This window comes from Enterobacter sp. BNK-22 (genome assembly GCF_048684805.1).
Classification (GTDB): domain Bacteria; phylum Pseudomonadota; class Gammaproteobacteria; order Enterobacterales; family Enterobacteriaceae; genus Enterobacter; species Enterobacter quasiroggenkampii.
Genome location: NZ_JBLQTT010000001.1, coordinates 1,049,146 through 1,066,287 on the forward strand (window position 1 = coordinate 1,049,146; position 17,142 = coordinate 1,066,287).

Annotated in this window: 14 protein-coding genes; 7 read left to right on the forward strand and 7 right to left on the reverse strand. The window is 57.8% G+C overall.

Translation table 11 applies throughout. The annotated features are described in order from the left end of the window. Window positions 1-20 precede the first annotated feature (20 nt). A complete protein-coding gene (locus tag ACMGGE_RS04830; protein WP_420293429.1) occupies window positions 21-1,706 on the reverse strand; it encodes an NAD-dependent malic enzyme in 1,686 nt (561 codons plus the stop codon). A 414-nt stretch (window positions 1,707-2,120) separates the two neighbouring features. Here ACMGGE_RS04830 and ACMGGE_RS04835 point away from each other — a divergent pair, with 414 nt between their 5' ends. After that, entirely contained in the window at window positions 2,121-3,452 is a 1,332-nt protein-coding gene (locus ACMGGE_RS04835) for a 2-hydroxycarboxylate transporter family protein (RefSeq protein ID WP_048029843.1), read from the forward strand. Window positions 3,453-3,573: 121 nt separating this feature from the next. Beyond that, window positions 3,574-4,215 (forward strand): helix-turn-helix domain-containing protein, encoded by a 642-nt coding sequence (locus ACMGGE_RS04840; RefSeq protein ID WP_252073242.1) that lies wholly within the window; start codon window positions 3,574-3,576, stop codon window positions 4,213-4,215. Here the strand turns inward: ACMGGE_RS04840 and ACMGGE_RS04845 are convergent. Beyond that, window positions 4,208-4,507: an ArsR/SmtB family transcription factor gene (locus ACMGGE_RS04845; protein ID WP_008501755.1), complete on the reverse strand. Its 300-nt coding sequence runs from the start codon at window positions 4,505-4,507 to the stop codon at window positions 4,208-4,210. The two genes, ACMGGE_RS04840 and ACMGGE_RS04845, sit on opposite strands and share 8 nt — an antisense overlap. A 160-nt stretch (window positions 4,508-4,667) precedes the next feature. On the opposite strand from ACMGGE_RS04845, the gene fusA reads away from it, so the two are divergent. Together fusA and ACMGGE_RS04855 are read left to right on the forward strand one after the other, a co-directional pair. Beyond that, entirely contained in the window at window positions 4,668-6,767 is a 2,100-nt protein-coding gene (gene fusA / locus ACMGGE_RS04850) for an elongation factor G (RefSeq protein WP_039262847.1), read from the forward strand. Window positions 6,768-6,880: 113 nt separating this feature from the next. After that, complete coding sequence (locus ACMGGE_RS04855; RefSeq protein ID WP_420293430.1) at window positions 6,881-8,023, forward strand: IS481 family transposase; 1,143 nt, start codon at window positions 6,881-6,883, stop codon at window positions 8,021-8,023. Window positions 8,024-8,469: 446 nt separating this feature from the next. Here the strand turns inward: ACMGGE_RS04855 and ACMGGE_RS04860 are convergent, their stop codons facing one another. Next, window positions 8,470-9,042, reverse strand: coding sequence for a flavin reductase family protein (locus tag ACMGGE_RS04860; protein WP_334756158.1), 573 nt, complete (start codon window positions 9,040-9,042; stop codon window positions 8,470-8,472). 108 nt (window positions 9,043-9,150) lie between these two features. On the opposite strand from ACMGGE_RS04860, the gene nhoA reads away from it, so the two are divergent. Further along, a complete protein-coding gene (gene nhoA / locus ACMGGE_RS04865) occupies window positions 9,151-9,996 on the forward strand; it encodes an N-hydroxyarylamine O-acetyltransferase (protein WP_420293431.1) in 846 nt (281 codons plus the stop codon). 54 nt (window positions 9,997-10,050) lie between these two features. Here nhoA and ACMGGE_RS04870 read toward each other — a convergent pair whose 3' ends face one another. Continuing rightward, entirely contained in the window at window positions 10,051-10,644 is a 594-nt protein-coding gene (locus tag ACMGGE_RS04870; protein ID WP_069719164.1) for a TetR family transcriptional regulator, read from the reverse strand. Window positions 10,645-10,760: 116 nt separating this feature from the next. On the opposite strand from ACMGGE_RS04870, the gene ACMGGE_RS04875 reads away from it, so the two are divergent. Next, window positions 10,761-12,248 carry an MFS transporter gene (locus ACMGGE_RS04875; protein ID WP_420293432.1) on the forward strand — a complete coding sequence of 496 codons (1,488 nt, stop codon included), beginning with the start codon at window positions 10,761-10,763 and terminating at the stop codon, window positions 12,246-12,248. An 89-nt stretch (window positions 12,249-12,337) separates the two neighbouring features. Beyond that, window positions 12,338-14,221, forward strand: coding sequence for a potassium transporter Kup (locus ACMGGE_RS04880; protein ID WP_420294172.1), 1,884 nt, complete (start codon window positions 12,338-12,340; stop codon window positions 14,219-14,221). Window positions 14,222-14,255: 34 nt separating this feature from the next. Here the strand turns inward: ACMGGE_RS04880 and ACMGGE_RS04885 are convergent, their stop codons facing one another. The 3 genes from ACMGGE_RS04885 to ACMGGE_RS04895 are packed head-to-tail and all read right to left on the reverse strand — an operon-like array spanning window position 14,256 to window position 17,136. Further along, a complete protein-coding gene (locus ACMGGE_RS04885) occupies window positions 14,256-15,482 on the reverse strand; it encodes a Zn-dependent hydrolase (protein WP_420293433.1) in 1,227 nt (408 codons plus the stop codon). After that, on the reverse strand, window positions 15,479-15,961 hold the full coding sequence (locus tag ACMGGE_RS04890; RefSeq protein WP_047071799.1) for an L-2-amino-thiazoline-4-carboxylic acid hydrolase: 483 nt from the start codon (window positions 15,959-15,961) through the stop codon (window positions 15,479-15,481). Before ACMGGE_RS04890 ends, ACMGGE_RS04885 begins: the two co-directional genes overlap by 4 nt. A 17-nt stretch (window positions 15,962-15,978) precedes the next feature. After that, window positions 15,979-17,136, reverse strand: coding sequence for a branched-chain amino acid ABC transporter substrate-binding protein (locus ACMGGE_RS04895; RefSeq protein WP_420293434.1), 1,158 nt, complete (start codon window positions 17,134-17,136; stop codon window positions 15,979-15,981). Window positions 17,137-17,142: the final 6 nt, after the last annotated feature.

A 17,142-nucleotide genomic window follows, 5' to 3' on the forward strand; every position in this document is an offset into this window, starting at 1 on the left:
CGGTGAGGGCATGACCGGCGCTACAGTGCAGACCGGCGGTACGGCGCATAGTCCGCCTGCCACCAGGTTTTCTCGATACGCGCCATCAGGGTTTCATCATCTAACGATGGCGCTATGCCTTGTTCAATGGCTGCCCGGGCGACGGCAACGGCAATCTGGCGCGAGACCGTTTCAATCTGATCTACCGGCGGCAGTAATCCTCCTCTTTCTGTGGTCACGAGCGGAGACTGGGCGGCCAGGCTGCGGCTTGCTGCCATCAGCATCTCTTCCGTCACCCGGCGCGCGTTACAGGCCAGAACGCCAAGCCCCAGGCCCGGGAAGATATAGGCGTTGTTACACTGGGCAATCTCGTAGTGCGCATTCTCCCAGAATACCGGCGCGAACGGGCTGCCGGTGGCCACCAGCGCGGCCCCCTGGGTCCAGGCGATGAGATCCTGCGGCTGGGCCTCCGCCCGCGACGTTGGGTTCGAGAGCGGCATGATAATCGGGCGCGGGCAGTGGCGATGCATCTCTTTGACGATCTCTTCGCTGAACAGCCCCGGCTGACCTGAAACGCCGATCATCACCGTTGGATGTGCGTTCTTCACCACGTCCAGCAGGGAAATATTCTTCGCGTCTACCTGCCAGCGGCTTACGGCGTCGCGCGCGGTAAGCAGGTTTTTCTGGAAATCGAGCAGGTTGGTCATGTCGTCGGTCAGCAGGCCGAAGCGATCGACCATGAAGATCCTGCTGCGGGCTTCCGACTCGCTCAGGCCGTCATCGACCATCAGCGCCACAATTTTTTCAGCGATCCCGCATCCCGCAGAGCCGCTGCCGAGGAAGACCACGCGCTGATCGCGAATGCGTGTGCCCGCCGCGTGGGCCGCTGCGATCAGCGTCCCCGCGGTGACGGCTGCCGTGCCCTGGATATCATCATTGAAGCAGCACAGCTGATCGCGGTAGCGCTGGAGTAGTCGGGTGGCGTTTTTCTGTGCAAAGTCTTCAAATTGCAGGAGAACGTTGGGCCAGCGCGTCTTAACCGTGCTGATAAACATATCCATAAACTCAGCATACTGGTCGTCGCTGATGCGCGGATGACGCCAGCCCATGTACATCGGGTCGTCGAGGTGTTGCTGATTATTGGTGCCGACATCCAGCATAATCGGAAGGGTGGAGGCCGGATGGATCCCTCCGCAGGCGGTATACAGCGACAGCTTGCCAATTGGAATGCCCATACCGCCGATACCCTGGTCGCCGAGCCCTAAAATGCGCTCTCCGTCCGTTACCACAATCACCCGAACGTCGTTGCGCGAGAAACTTTGCAGCATCTCATCAATACGATGGCGGTTAGGCCATGAAATAAACAAGCCGCGCGCGCGGCGATAAATCGTGGAGAAATGCTCGCAGGCTTCACCCACCGTCGGGGTATAGATAATCGGTAACGTCTCTTTCAGATGCGAACGCAAGAGGTTGTAAAAGAGAGTTTCATTGGTGTCCTGAATATTGCGCAAATAAACATGACGGGAAATATCGCTTTTAAAATGGCAGAACTGCACCCAGGCGCGCTCGGTTTGCTCTTCAATGGTTTCAACGTTATGCGGCAATAATCCATGCAGATTAAAATTATCCCGTTCTTCTTTAATAAAGGCGAGGCCTTTATTTAATAACGGATTTTCCAGCAGTACGGCGCCATTATAGGGCGTGTACAGAACGTCTTTACGAGACATGGTCAACTCCTGAATATTTAAACGAAACAGAAATAAGACGAGTAGAAACAGTGACTTTAAGGATGATAAAGGCACGGAGTTTTCTGTGTTTTGTTGGGGAGCTAATTTAGCGCTTAGCTAACGGATCAGGAGTGACAAGGTTCACATTCTTTCTGGTTTTATTAATTTCAAAAGAATTGCATTGAATGTCATGAATAACTTTAGTTACATAATAATGAATTAAATTATTTAAAAGGAAAGGGCTATTGTGTTCACATTTCTCTTTGGGGGGGTATGTTAATTTCACGCTGAGCCTGTTTTTAGAAAAGGCCACCAAAGTTTTTATTTTCTATTTAAGAACATTTATTTGAATCAGGAATAGTTTTTCGTTTATTCCGTTCTCTGCATATCCGAACACAAATTTCAGGTGATTATATGAAAGATAATCCTGTACCGACTTCTGAGCTGTCGACCTCGCGTTTCGCCTTTGGGCTCAACAATACCGAGGTTGGCGCAGTCCCGTTGATGCTGTTCGTGGGGATTGCCGCGATTGTGGCGACGTCCGCCTGGGCAGGGCTGCTGCCGAAAAATATGATAGGCGGACTGGCGGTCATCATGACCCTTGGCTTTGCGTTTGCCAAAGTGGGGCGTCAAATCCCCGTGCTGAAGGACATCGGCGGCCCGGCGATCCTGTGTCTGATGGTGCCTTCCGTGCTGGTCTATTTTGGCGCATTCGGGAAACAAACCCTTGATACGGTGCATCTGCTGATGAAGGAGGCGAATCTGCTCTATTTCGTCATCGCCTGCCTGGTGGTCGGCAGTATTCTGGGGATGAACCGGGTGCTGCTGATCCAGGGCATGATGCGCATGTTTGTTCCGCTGGTGGCGGGGACACTGATGGCCGTGCTGAGCGGGCTTATTGTGGGAACGCTGTTTGGGTATACGCCTTACCACACCTTCTTCTTTATCATTGTCCCTATCATTGGCGGCGGAATTGGCGAGGGGATTTTGCCCCTGTCTCTGGCCTATTCGGCAATCCTGGGGCAGACGCCGGACGTCTACGTGGCGCAGCTGGCTCCCGCTGCGGTCGTCGGAAATATCTTCGCCATTATTTGTGCGGGCTCGCTGGCGCGTCTCGGGACGAAACGTCCTGCGCTTTCGGGAAATGGCATGCTCACGCGGAGTAAAGACGACGCCAGCCTGTTTGCCGGGGCGCAAAGCGCACAGCAGACGGATTTTCATCTGATGGGCGGCGGATTGCTGATGGTGTGCGCGTTTTTCATCGTCGGAGGCTTGTTTGAAAAACTGGTCCACATTCCCGGCCCGGTGCTGATGATCCTGATTGCCGTCCTGTGTAAATACTTCAGGGTGATCCCGGCCTCAATGGAGCAGGGTGCGCACAGCTGCTATAAATTCGTTTCGGCTGCGCTGGTCTGGCCGCTGATGATCGGCCTCGGGATGCTATACGTGCCGCTTGAAAGCGTGGTGTCGGTCTTCTCGGTGGGCTATGTAGTGGTATGCGGATCGGTGGTGATTGCGATGGCGCTGAGCGGCTACGTGATTGCGTCGCGTCTGAATATGTATCCGGTGGAAGCGGCGATTGTAACCTGCTGCCACAGTGGGCTGGGCGGTACGGGAGATGTGGCCATTCTGTCCGCCTCCAACCGCATGTCGCTCATGCCGTTCGCGCAGATTGCGACGCGTATCGGCGGTGCCTCGACGGTCATTTTCGCCACGCTGCTGATGGGCTGGGTTATGGCGCACTGATTCGAAACCTCAGGATACTGAATCGCAACGACATTTACAGCGTGTCGCTGCGGTTCAGTCCTTTATAAAACTCACCGCGCTGTATAGAATTACCGCAGCCACAGCGACGGGATACCACACGATGACCGGAAGAGTTGATTATCAGATTGAAAAATATCTCCTGACCGAAGCCGCCGAACCAGAGCGCCTGACGCGCCAGTGGGCGGAGGTGCTGGAGGAGTGTCGTGAGCAAAAGGCCGGTGCGGAGGATCGTCTGCGTCTCGCGTTGCTTAATGTGGACTACGTCACCAGCTTCGAGCTGCCCTTCAGGCTGCTTCTCACCCGCGCGCCCCAGTTGATTGACGCTGTCAGAAAAGAGCTTCAGCTCAGTCAGAAAAATGTTCTGTTTAACGGCAAGCGCTTTGGCTGCGTCTACAGCCTTAAACGGGATCTGGACGGCATACCTGACGAGTTTACCTATCACCTGAAGACGCGTATCCAGCGCAGTGACGCCACGGGTGCGACGGAAGCGTCTTACCGGCAAATTGCCCAGCAGGTGAAAGCGCCAAAGGAGCGCCTCAAACTGGCGCTGGAAAACGGACTGTCTGTGACTGCGCTCGACGGGCTTTTCTGGTTTGGCATTCAGCGCATCGCGGCTGATGTTCAACGGCTACGCAAAACAGGGATGCGGATCGTGACGTCCAACGCCGAGGTGTTCGATACGCTCACCAAAACAACCCGGCAGATCCCGGTCTATCGCCTGGAAGGGACAGAAGTTACTTAACCTGCAGCAGGATCGCCATCAGCCCTGGAAAGCGGGTATCCAGATCGTCTCGTCGCAATGAAATCATGTTTTCGCGTCCCTGCGGACGCTGCCAGATGACCCCGCTGTCGCGCAATACGCGCCAGTGATGGGTCATCGTGGACTTCACCACATCTTCCGGGCGCAGCGCGTTGCAGCTCAGTTCGCTGCCATCGGCGAGCCGGCGAATAATCGATAGCCGGAGCGGGTTGCCGAGGGCAAAGAGCACATTTTCCAGGAGTATTTGTTCAGTTTCAGGGTGGTTAGGGATCATCGTTTTCCTGCGTATGGCGTCAGATTGAGCTATATCAACAATAGGTCAACCCTTAAAAAATAGTTCGATAATACTCGTACAATAGGACTATTATAGCAAACGAACGAATGCACGACCATCCTGGTCGTCACAAACATGTCATAGTGACTAAGGAAATATCATGCCCCGACCCATCCCTCTCGAACGTTATCGCAACATCGGTATCTCCGCGCATATCGATGCCGGTAAAACCACCACCACTGAGCGCATCCTGTTTTATACCGGGATGAGCCACAAGCTGGGTGAAGTACACGATGGCGCGGCAACCACTGACTGGATGGCGCAGGAGCAAGAGCGCGGGATCACCATTACGTCCGCGGCGGTTAGCTGCTTCTGGCCAGGCATGGACAGAGGCTATGAACCGCACCGGATCAACATCATCGACACCCCGGGGCACGTGGACTTCACCATTGAGGTGGAGCGTTCCATGCGCGTACTCGACGGTGCCGTGATGGTGTATGACTCCGTGGGCGGCGTGCAGCCGCAGTCGGAAACCGTCTGGCGTCAGGCCAATAAATATCACGTTCCGCGTCTGGCCTTCGTCAACAAAATGGACCGTCCGGGCGCCGATTTCTTCCGCGTCGTGCGGATGATGCAGGAACGCCTGAAGGCTAATCCGGTGCCGATTGTCATTCCGGTGGGGGCCGAAGATCACTTCACCGGCGTGGTGGATTTGATCAAGATGCGCACCATTCTGTGGGACGACGCGACGCAGGGCATGGTGTTTACCTATGCGCCCGTGCCGGACGATTTGGTCAGTACCGCTCAGGAATGGCGGGAAAAAATGGTCTCTGCGGCGGCGGAAGCCAGCGATGAACTGATGGACAAATACCTGGAAACCGGCGACCTGACGGAAGCGGAAATTATCAAAGGGCTACGTATTCGCACCATTTCGGGCGAAATCCAGCCGATGCTGTGCGGCAGCGCGTTCAAAAACAAGGGTGTACAGCGCATGCTCGATGCGGTGATTGAGCTTATGCCGTCGCCGCTGGACGTGCCGGCCATTGATGGCGTGGATGAAAAAGGGCAGCACGCGGAGCGTCACCCGAGTGATGATGAGCCGTTCTCGGCTCTGGCGTTCAAGTTGATGAGCGACCCGTACGTCGGACAACTGACCTTTATCCGCGTGTACTCTGGCGTGCTGCGCAAAGGCGACGCGGTGTATAACCCGGTGAAAGGGAAGAAAGAGCGCATCGGGCGTATCGTGCTGATGCATGCCAACGATCGCCACGAGGTGGACGAACTGCGCGCCGGGGATATCGCGGCCTGCGTCGGGCTGAAAGACGTAACCACCGGTGACACGCTCACCGATCCGAACGCCGTCATTACGCTTGAGCGCATGGAGTTCCCGGATCCGGTGATTTCGCTGGCGATTGAGCCGAAAACCAAAGGCGATCAGGAGAAAATGGGCATTGCCCTGCAGCGCCTGGCGGCCGAAGACCCGTCTTTCCGCCTGCACACTGACGAGGAGTCCGGTCAGACCATTATCTCCGGGATGGGTGAGTTACACCTCGAGATTATCGTCGACCGCATGAAGCGTGAGTTTGGCGTCGAAGCAAATATCGGTCGTCCGCAGGTGACCTACCGTGAAACCCTGCGTAAAACGGTGAAGGATATCGAAGGCAAATTTGTCCGACAGTCCGGCGGTAAAGGCCAGTACGGTCATGTGGTGCTGAGCCTGGAGCCGCTGGAGCCTGGAAGTGGCTTTAAATTTGAAGATGCCACTAAGGGCGGCGTGGTGCCGCGTGAGTATATTCCGTCCGTTGAGAAAGGACTGCGTGAAGCGATGAACAGCGGCGTGCTGGCGGGCTATCCGGTCGTCGATGTTAAAGCGACGCTGACGTTTGGCTCGTATCACGACGTCGACTCCTCGGAGATGGCGTTCCGCATGGCGGCGATCCTCGGCTTTAAAGAGGGGGCCCGCAGGGCGGATCCGGTGATTCTTGAGCCGATCATGCATGTGGAGGTGGAAACACCGGAAGAGTACGCCGGTAACATCATGGGCGATCTCTCATCCCGACGCGGCATGGTGCAGGGGATGGCAGAGCAGTACGGCAGCCAGATTATCCGCGCCGACGTACCGCTGGCAGAAATGTTTGGTTATGCCACGACATTGCGTTCGATGTCCCAGGGACGCGCGACGTACACGATGGAGTTCCACCATTTTGCGGAAGCCCCGCGGAATGTTGCGGATGAGATTATTTCACGGCGTGCGAAGTAGTACGTTCACCCTCTCCCTTGAGGGTGTACAGTCCGGGGACATAGTGAACACTTGTTCGGGGACATGGTAGACACTTACAACTAAGGCATAAGAACCCGTTTATGGAGTCGCTTATGCCCTGGGATGCGAGAGATACCATGTCATTACGTACCGAGTTTGTTTTGTTCGCCTCGCAGGACGGGGCGAACATCCGTTCCCTCTGCCGTCACTACGGCATTTCCCCTGCCACCGGCTACAAGTGGCTTCAGCGCTGGGCTGTGGAAGGCGCCTCCGGACTTCAGGACCGCCCCCGCACTCCCCGTCATTCCCCGAACCGCTCATCTGACGACATCACTGTCCTGCTGCGCATGGCACATGAACGCCTTGCACGCTGGGGAGCCCGCAAGATTAAACGCTGGCTAGAAGACCGGGGACACCGTATGCCCGCCTTCAGCACCGTCCATAATCTGATGGCCCGTCACGGTCTGCTGCCGGGCGCATCACCGGGCATCCCGGCCATGGGGCGCTTCGAACATGATGCCCCGAACCGGCTCTGGCAGATGGATTTCAAGGGCCACTTTCCCTTCGGTGGCGGCCGCTGCCATCCGCTCACCCTGCTGGATGACCACTCCCGTTTTTCCCTGTGCCTGGCGCACTGTAACGATGAACGACGTGAGACCGTGCAACAGCAGCTGGTCAGCGTGTTTGAACGCTACGGCCTGCCGGACAGGATGACCATGGACAACGGCTCACCGTGGGGCGACACCACCGGCACCTGGACGGCACTGGAGCTGTGGCTGATGCGCCAGGGTATCCGGGTGGGGCACTCCCGGCCGTATCATCCGCAGACGCAGGGTAAGCTGGAGCGTTTTCACCGCAGCCTGAAGGCGGAAGTGCTGCAGGGGAAGTGGTTCGCGGACAGGGATGAACTGCAGCGCGCCTTTGACCACTGGCGGACGGTCTATAACCTTGAACGCCCGCACGAGGCGCTGGATATGGCGGTACCGGCCTCGCGGTATCAGCCGTCTGCACGCCAGTACAGCAGCAACACAGCGCCACCGGAATATGACGAAGGGGTGATGGTCAGGAAAGTGGATATCAGCGGTAAGCTGAGTGTCAGAGGTAACAGTCTGAGCGCGGGTAAGGCGTTCAGGGGAGAGCGGGTCGGTCTGAAGGAGACGCAGGAGGATGGCTGTTACGAAGTGTGGTGGTACAGCACGAAAGTGGGGGTGATCGACCTGAAGAAACAGTCGATCACCATGGGTAAAGGATGTTAAAAAGTGTTCACCATGTCCCCGAACACCTGTCTACCATGTCCCCGGACCGTACAGAGGGAGAGGGCTGGGTGAGGGGGAACATACGGCTGTGGAGGTTATTCCGTTCACTTTATGTTCCTTGCTATTCTGTAACGACAATTCCTGTGAACGTGCCAGGGCGGCTCAATCGCCGCCGCCCTGGCAACCCAGGCTCCCGGCGGTAAATCGCCGCTTCGCGGTGCCCTCAGCTTATTCCTTCAGGCTATCGGGTCGGGCATGAGCCTGCATCCCTGCAGGCCACACCCTCTCGGCGCATCCCTGCGCCTCGCCCCGGCCTTACGGAAACGCTTCGGCGATTTACAGCCGGACCAGGGCGTCGCTGAAAGCCTACAGCCATCATGAAAGCAACTTATTGCTTCTGCTTAAAAATTACCGGGCATGCCTCAGCCCATAGGGGACGGGTTTTCTCAATCCAGCGCCTTCACCATCTTCCCGCTCGCCACAAACGTCCCGGCCCCAAGATGATGCAGGGTATTGAGCTTATCCCCGTCAAACTGCCAGCGTCCGGTGATAAACGCCCGTTCATCCGCTGCCGCTGAAACCACTTCACCAAACAGGGTGTCGTATTTCTCTGCCGCGGAGGTCACGGGTAATAACCGGCATTCCATCCACGCCAGGCATTTCTCTTCAATGACCGGCAGGCCGAGCTCCGGGCCATTCACCACCGGGATCCCATAGCAGTTGAATTTGTCCTCATCGCGCCCGCTGACGCTGCCGACCGCGTAAGTCCAGTTGGTTGCCGCCACGCCGGGGATAACGATGCCAAATTTCCCGCTGCGTTCGATCAGCTCGCGTGACCAGGTACTTTTATCCACGACTATCGCGATGCGTGGCGGTTCAAACTCAACGGGCATTGACCATGCGGCAGCCATAACGTTACGTCTGTCCAGGCTTTCATCGCGGCTGGTGATCAGCACGGTAGGGCCGTGGTTCAGCAGACGGCTGGCATGACGTAATTCAACAGGGCGAAAGTGGCTCATAGGATCTCCTCATCTGTAACGATGAGTATGACGAAAAAGCACGTAAATCAAAGTGAGTGCGTAAAATTAGTTTATAAACAGAACATCACAATCAAAGGAAACTGATGTATGCCCCCATTCCTGACCACCTATTTCGCCCGCATCGGCTGGACGCAACCGACACGGGTGGATATCGATACCCTGCGCGCGCTGCATTTACACCATAACTGTGCGATCCCTTTTGAGAATATTGACGTCGTGCTGCCGCGAGAAATCCAGCTTGACGATCGGTGTCTGGTCGACAAGCTGGTCACCGCCCGTCGCGGAGGATATTGCTTTGAGCAAAACGGCCTGTTTGAGCGGGTATTGCGTGAAGTCGGCTTCACGGTACGCAGCGTGCTGGGACGCGTGGTATTAGCGAGCCCGCCGCAAATGCCGCCGCGCACGCACCGCCTGCTGCTGGTTGAGCTTAACGGCGAGCGCTGGATTGCGGACGTGGGGTTTGGCGGCCAGACGCTGACGGCGCCAATTCGTCTGCTCGCAGGTGAGGAACAGGAAACGCCGCACGGCCTGTATCGTCTGCTGAGCGAGGGTAACGACTGGGTGCTGCAGTTCCGTCACCACGAGCACTGGCAGTCGATGTACCATTTCGACCTGACGACACAGTATTTCAGTGATTACGTGATGGGGAATTTCTGGTCGGCGCACTGGCCGCAGTCGCACTTCCGCCATCATCTGCTGATGTGCCGCCATCTGCCGGACGGCGGCAAGCTGACGCTGACCAACTTCAACTTTACCCACTGGCAGAACGGTCATGTGGAGGAGCAGATCCACTTGCCGGATGCTGAGGCGCTTTACCAGTTGATGCAGAAACGCTTTGGGCTGGGCGTTGACGATCCTAAGCACGGTTTTTCACTCGCAGAATTGACGGCGGTGATGGCGGGCTTTGATACGCACCCTCAGGCCGGGAAATAATGCGCAAAGAGGTGGGCTGTAGGCCGGGTAAGGCGTAGCCGCCACCCGGCAACATCACGGCTGAGACGGGGTAGTAAACAACTCGAGCGTGATTAACTTATCCAGATGGTTGTTAAACGCGGCCTCATCCATTTCGGGCATGTTTAAGATATACATCCCGTCAAGACCACACACCAACCCAATCAAGCGCCAGGCGATATTTTCCGCCCGATCGCCGGGACGAAATACCCCGGCCTCCGTTCCCGCGTTAATCAGCGCCACCGTTTCCTGATGCCACATCTCCATGGTCATCACATAGGCGCCCTTAATGTCGGCATCGCGGCTGGCCAGGATCTGCGCTTCACGCCAGAGACGAATATAAGGCTCGAACCTGCCGTCATCGCTGCCGAGCATGGCATGAAGCTGTTCCCGCCATCCGGCCTGTTCACCCGCAACATCCGCATCCAGCAGTTCGCGGATTAACCGTACAAAGGCCAGCGATTTTAACTCCCCGCCGGAGGTAAAATGATGGTGAACCTGTCCGGTCGCGACGCCGGCTTCAGCCGCAACGCGGCGTACCGTCATTGCCGCCAGTCCTTCGGCCAGCGCCACGCGCATGGCGGCCTGTAAGATGGCTTCGCGCCGTTCATCCTTGCTCAGATATCGCATCGTTACTCACTCTCAATGGGAACGAAACGAGTGTAACAAAAAGCTGGACACGCGTTCAACTTTACGTAGGATCGCAATCTGGACATGTGTCCAGGTTTAAAATGAAAAGGAAATTTATGTTTCGTCAGTGGTTAGCGTTAGTGATTATCGTGCTGGTGTATATCCCGGTCGCGATTGACGCGACGGTGCTGCACGTGGCGGCGCCAACATTGAGCATGACGCTGGGCGCCAGCGGTAACGAATTATTGTGGATCATCGATATCTACTCGCTGGTGATGGCGGGTATGGTGCTGCCGATGGGCGCCCTGGGTGACCGCATCGGTTTTAAACGGCTGTTGATGATCGGCAGTACGCTGTTTGGTCTGTCATCGCTGGCGGCTGCGTTTGCCCCCTCAGCAGGATGGCTGATCGCGGCGCGCGCCTCGCTGGCGATCGGTGCGGCGATGATTATTCCGGCCACCCTGGCAGGGATCCGCACGCTTTTTACCGACGCGAAAGATCGCAACATCGCGCTCGGCGTCTGGGCGGCGGTCGGTTCCGGCGGGGCGGCGTTTGGCCCGCTGATTGGCGGTATGCTGCTGGAGCATTTTTACTGGGGATCGGTGTTTTTAATCAACGTGCCGATCGTGCTGGTGGTCGTGTCCCTGGCCGCGCATTTTGTGCCCCGTCAGCAGGGCCGCCCGGAGCAGCCGCTGAATATCAGCCATGCCATCATGCTGATTGTGGCGATTTTGCTGCTGGTCTACAGCGCCAAAACCGCGCTTAAGGGCGTACTGTCGCCGTGGCTGGTGGCCGCCGCGCTGGTTACCGGCTCGGTGCTGTTGTTTATCTTTGTGCGTTTTCAGCTTCGTGCCCGCGTACCGATGATCGATATGCGTCTCTTCTGCCATCGCATTATTCTGAGCGGCGTGGTGATGGCGATGACCGCCATGATTGCCCTGGTCGGGTTTGAGCTGCTGATGGCGCAGGAGCTGCAGTTTGTCCATGGTTTTACGCCGTTCGAGGCGGGCATGTTTATGCTCCCGGTAATGGTGGCTAGCGGGTTCAGCGGACCGATTGCCGGTGTGCTGGTGGGCCGTCTGGGGCTACGCATTGTCGCTGCGGGGGGCATGGGGCTCAGCGCCGTCAGCTTTATCGGCCTGTCGACGCTCGACTTCAGCACGCAGCAGTGGCAGGCGTGGGGGCTGATGGTGCTGCTCGGCTTCAGTGCCGCCAGCGCGCTGCTGGCCTCGACTTCCGCCATTATGGCTGCTGCGCCGAAGGAGAAAGCCGCCGCCGCAGGGGCGATTGAAACCATGTCCTATGAGCTGGGGGCTGGGCTGGGGATCGCCATTTTTGGTCTGCTGTTGACCCGCAGCTTCTCGGCGTCGATTGACCTGCCGCAGGGGCTGAATGCCTCGCTCATCGATAAAGCCTCGTCATCGATTGGGGAAGCGATGAAGGTGGCGCAGGATCTGACGCCGTCCCTGGCGGAGCCGGTGATTGAGGCGGCGAAAAGTGCGTTTATTACCTCCCACAGCGTGGCGCTGGGCAGTGCGGGCGGCATGCTGCTGTTGCTGGCAGTGGGGATCTGGTTCAGCCTGGCGAAGGTCAATCCGCAGTAAACCGCGTGGTAAAACAGGGGCAGCGGTTGGCGCGGGCGGGGCAGATGAGCTATGTTTTTTAAAGGATTATCTGACTCTTGCTGGAAAATATGAGCCCGCGCCACAGCAGTGAACCGTCCCAACCTCTCTCCCGGTTAACCCTGCTTGCAGGGGGCGCGCTGGGTGTTGTTTTTGGTGATATCGGCACCAGCCCGCTTTATACCTTCCGGACTGTGCTTTCGCTCTCTGAGCATGACCCGACGCCCGACGTCATCCTGGGCCTGCTCTCCCTGATTACCTGGACGCTCATCCTGGTGACCTCCATCAAGTATGCCGCCTTCGCCATGCGAATTGATAATCATGGCGAGGGGGGCATTATGGCCCTGATGTCGCTTCTGGTGGAAAAAGGCAAAGGCGGTCGCTGGGTCATTTTTGCCGCCCTAATTGGCGCCGCGTTGATATACGGTGACGGCGCGATAACCCCGGCCATCTCCGTGCTTTCCGCCCTGGAAGGGCTGGAGATGGTCATTCCGGAGTCCCAGCCGTACATCTTACCCCTCACGGTTGCGGTGTTGCTGGCGCTGTTCCTGATCCAGCCTTTTGGTACCGCCCGCATAGGGAAGATATTTGGCCCGGTGATGGCGCTGTGGTTCCTGGCGATTGCGGCCCTGGGCGTGCGGGGGATCGTTCAGTACCCCTCGGTATTGTTGGCCCTTAATCCTGCTTACGGCATCGCGTTTTTGTTTTCGAACGGGTACACCAGTTTCCTGGTCCTGGGGGGCGTATTTCTCTGCGTGACGGGGGCCGAGGCGCTGTACGCCGACATGGGGCATTTCGGTAAAAAGCCCATCTGGTTTGCCTGGTACGGCGTCGTCTTTCCTTCGCTGCTGCTCAACTATGCTGGTCAGTCAGCGTTGATTCTGGCCGGTGCCGACAGCAAACAAAATCTATTCTATACGCTCTGTCCGCCAGCCCTGCAGGTGCCGCTCATCATTCTTGCCGCGCTGGCGACGATCATTGCCAGTCAGGCGATTATTACCGGCGCTTTTTCCATGACGCGTCAGGCGATTCAGCTCGGCTGGTTACCCCGGCTACGCATCAAACAGACGGCGGCAGAAAGCTACGGTCAGATCTATATCGGGATAATAAACTGGCTGCTGATGGTGGTGACGATAGGGCTGGTGGTGTTCTTTAAATCCTCCGACAAGCTTGCCGCGGCGTACGGCATTGCCGTGTCGTTAACCATGCTGATGACGACAGGACTGCTGTTTGTCGCTATGCGGGAAGTATGGCGCTGGAGCCTGTTCAGCAGCGGGGTTATCGCCCTCTGTTTCCTGACGATCGATGCCACCTTCTTATTTGCCAATCTGATTAAGGTCCTTGAGGGCGGCTACATCCCGCTGCTGATGGCCGCCGCCATTTGTACGGTGATGCTGATCTGGCATCGCGGCGTGCAGGCGGTATCCGCGTCGGTGGGCGAGAAGGGCGTCAGCGTGGATGCGTTCTTTGCCCAGCTTCAGCAAAAGACGGTGCCCAGAGTGACGGGCTCTGCCGTCTTTTTGACCCGCACGCAGAACAATATCCCACCGGTAATGCGCTGGCATGTCGCGCGAAACCGGGCGCTACAGCAGGACGTGTTGTCGCTGACCATTGATATTCTCAACGTGCCCTACGTCGGAGAAGAGCAGCGTATCAGGGTGGAGCAGCGCGCGCCGGGCTACTGGCACGGCGTGGCGCAATATGGTTTTATGGAACACCCGGACATCCCGCGTTTGTTGCAGGGCGTCAGCGAGATTAACGCAATTTTTGCCACGGACGACGCCACCTGGTATGTCGGGCATGAAACCATTGTGGCAGGCGAAGGCGGGGCCGGTATGGCGGCCTGGCAACGACACATTTTTGCCTTCATGAAGCGCAACTGCACGCACGTCATCAACCACTACCACCTTCCCAGCGATCGGGTGGTTGAAATCAGCCGCCGCGTTGCCGTCTAGCGTCGCGCGAAAGCAGGGCTGCTTTCGCGCCGTTCTAGCTCTCCTGAGCCGCGGACAGGACGCTGTGCAACAGCACGTTCGCCCCTTTCTCGGACCACTCAGGGAGGATCCTTTCCGCTTCGTTATGGCTGATGCCTTTCACGCAGGGGATAAAGATCATGCTGGCAGGGGCAATGTTGCTGACATAGCAGGTGTCATGTCCCGCACCCGAGACCATCGGTTTCGACGAATAGCCCAGTTTTGCCACCGCCTTCTCCGTTCGAGCCAGACATTTGGCATCAAACGCGATGGGCGCGTAGTCAAAAATGCGCTCAACGAGAGCCGACACGCCGCGCAGGCTCAGGCTTTCAGCCACCTTATGCAGCGCTGCCTCCATGGCTTCCAGAGCCTGCTGCGCCGGATGGCGAAACTCCACGCTGCATACCACGCGAGACGGCACGACGTTGCGCGAGTTTGGCGTAACCTGCGCCATACCGATCGTCGCACGCCCGTCCGGTGCATACCGATAGCCAATCTCTTCCACCTTCAGCGCCAGCTCCGCGAAGGCGGTAAGCGCGTCGCGGCGGCTGTGCATTGGCGTGGTGCCCGCGTGGGCGGCAAATCCGTCCAGCGTCAGGGTAAACCAGCGCTGGCCCATTGCCGCGCGGACGAGCCCGATATCCAGGGCTTCGTCTTCCAGAATCGGTCCCTGTTCGATGTGCAGCTCGTAGCAGGCGTGAACCGGAAACGCGCGGGCAGGGGCTTCACCCCGGTAGCCAATGTTATCCAGCGCTTCACCCACAGTGATGCCATCGTGATCGGCGCGGGCATGAGCGTACGCTTCGCTAAACTGCCCCGTCCAGACCCCTGAAGCGAGCATGGCTGGCGCGAAGCGCGCGCCTTCTTCGTTGGTCCAGTTAACCAGCACGATGTCACGCTCCGTCTCAACGTGATGGTCATTGAGGGTACGCAGCAGCTCCAGCCCGGCCAGCACGCCGTAAACCCCGTCGTAGTTCCCCCCCAGCGGCTGGGTATCCACGTGTGAACCGGTCATGACCGGGGCAAGCTGCGGTTTTTTTCCCGCGCGGCGGATAAACATATTGCCCATGCTGTCGACGTCACAGGTAAAACCGGCGTCCAGCGCCCAGTCGCGCAGCAGGTTACGCGCAACACGATCTTCCTCGCTTAATGCCAGACGGGTGACGCCACCGGCAGGCGTGCCGCCGATCTGCGCCATCATCTCAAGCGTTGACCACAACCGTTCGGCGTTGACGCGGATCATGGCTTGTCCTTGCTGCTGCGGTAGCGGAAATCACAGCACGCACCGCCCTGCATAATGGTAGTGGTGCGGGTTAGCTCAACGTCCGGCGCATAGCCAACGATGAATTTTTCATCGCGCGCGCAGGAGAGCAGGTGGCCAATCTCGCCCAGCCCCATCTCGTGGTACATCTCCGCGTAGCGACAGCGGGTCACGTTGTAGTTGTACTGCTGGTCGTCGGCGTCGATCACCTTCACGTCAAGGGCGTTATCTTTCTCCCACAGATACTGCAGGGCGATAAAGCTCTTGATGTTCGCGCCGTTGGGTTCTTTGCTGGCAAACGCTTTGCCAGCGTCAATCGCGGCCTGCTCAATGGCCTCGCCAATCACCGCCTGGGCGCGGGCTTTCCCTATCTCGCGCACCAGGATTTCATAAATTGGCTTAATAATTTCGGCTTCAATTTTGCGGCGGGCGAGAATGCCCAGCTCGTTATTATCACTCATCACATTGCCTCGCTGCGTTACTTCGCTTTTGCGCCGCCCAGCACGGTCTGCGGCTGCCATTTGCCGTCGACAACCTTGTAGACCGTGAACGACGGCGATTTCAGGTTGCCCTCTTTATCAAACGCGATCTGCCCGGTGACGCCGGAATAGCTGATGGCGCGCAGAGCAGGCAGATACGCGGAAGGCTCAACGGAGTCTGCTTTTTCCATTGCCGCAACCAGCACGCGGGTGGCGTCATAGGCGAACGGGGCGTGCAGTTCGATATGGGTGTGGTAGCGGGACTGATAGGCCTGTTCGAATGCCTTTCCACCCGGCATCTGGTCAACGGGCAGACCCGGCTCCAGCGCCACAACGCCTTCGCCTTCTTTCTGCGCCAGCTTCAGGAACGTCTGGCTGACGAATCCGCCTGCGCCCATCAGCGTGGCATTCATGCTCAGCTGTTTGATGCGACGGGCCAGCGGTGCGGCCTGGCTGTCGACGCCGCCGAAGAAGATCAGATCGGCGTTTTTACTGCGGATGGCAGTCAGTACGGCGCTGAAATCGACCGTTTTGTCATCCACGTACTGACGATCGACAATTTTCACGCCCTGGGCTTCAAGCGATTTAATAAACTGGTCTGCAAGCCCCTGACCAAATGCGGTGCGGTCGTCGATCACCGCAATGCGTTTGGCTTTCAGGGTATTGACCGCATACTGACCGGCGAGCTGGCCGCCGTCATCGTCGTGTCCCATCACGCGGAAGCTGGTATCAAAACCTTGTTGCGTATAGGCGTGACCGGTCGCGACTGGTGCCACCTGGGCGATGCCTGCATCGTGATAAATGCGGGCCGCAGGAATGCTGGTGCCGGTGTTCCAGTGGCCGACCACGCCCGCCACATCGCTGTCCACCAGACGCTGCGCGACGGCCACGGCGGTACGCGGGTCGGACTGATCGTCTTCGGACTGCAGTTTGAAGGTGACCGCTTTGCCGCCGATAGTCGGGTGCTGCTTATTAATGTCGTCAATGGCCAGCTGCGCGCCGTTCTCCAGATCTTTCCCGATACGGGCTGATGGGCCGGTCAGCGGCCCCGCCAGACCGATGACCACGGTTTCGCTGTCAGCGGCCCATGTGGCCGTCGAGGCAAAGCTGCCGAGGAGAATAGCGGCGCTGAGCGCACTGATTTTTACTGTTTTCATTGTATT

Bases quoted from the DNA above. Each gene is read 5' to 3' on its own strand.
- ACMGGE_RS04875 (WP_420293432.1), top strand. From the start codon at position 10,761: ATGTTTCGTCAGTGGTTAGCGTTAGTGATTATCGTGCTGGTGTATATC.
- nhoA (WP_420293431.1), top strand. From the start codon at position 9,151: ATGCCCCCATTCCTGACCACCTATTTCGCCCGCATCGGCTGGACGCAA.
- ACMGGE_RS04895 (WP_420293434.1), bottom strand. From the start codon at position 17,136: ATGAAAACAGTAAAAATCAGTGCGCTCAGCGCCGCTATTCTCCTCGGC.
- ACMGGE_RS04830 (WP_420293429.1), bottom strand. From the start codon at position 1,706: ATGTCTCGTAAAGACGTTCTGTACACGCCCTATAATGGCGCCGTACTG.
- ACMGGE_RS04885 (WP_420293433.1), bottom strand. From the start codon at position 15,482: ATGATCCGCGTCAACGCCGAACGGTTGTGGTCAACGCTTGAGATGATG.
- ACMGGE_RS04845 (WP_008501755.1), bottom strand. From the start codon at position 4,507: ATGATCCCTAACCACCCTGAAACTGAACAAATACTCCTGGAAAATGTG.
- ACMGGE_RS04860 (WP_334756158.1), bottom strand. From the start codon at position 9,042: ATGAGCCACTTTCGCCCTGTTGAATTACGTCATGCCAGCCGTCTGCTG.
- ACMGGE_RS04880 (WP_420294172.1), top strand. From the start codon at position 12,338: ATGAGCCCGCGCCACAGCAGTGAACCGTCCCAACCTCTCTCCCGGTTA.
- ACMGGE_RS04855 (WP_420293430.1), top strand. From the start codon at position 6,881: ATGCCCTGGGATGCGAGAGATACCATGTCATTACGTACCGAGTTTGTT.
- ACMGGE_RS04870 (WP_069719164.1), bottom strand. From the start codon at position 10,644: ATGCGATATCTGAGCAAGGATGAACGGCGCGAAGCCATCTTACAGGCC.
- ACMGGE_RS04840 (WP_252073242.1), top strand. From the start codon at position 3,574: ATGACCGGAAGAGTTGATTATCAGATTGAAAAATATCTCCTGACCGAA.
- ACMGGE_RS04835 (WP_048029843.1), top strand. From the start codon at position 2,121: ATGAAAGATAATCCTGTACCGACTTCTGAGCTGTCGACCTCGCGTTTC.
- ACMGGE_RS04890 (WP_047071799.1), bottom strand. From the start codon at position 15,961: ATGAGTGATAATAACGAGCTGGGCATTCTCGCCCGCCGCAAAATTGAA.
- fusA (WP_039262847.1), top strand. From the start codon at position 4,668: ATGCCCCGACCCATCCCTCTCGAACGTTATCGCAACATCGGTATCTCC.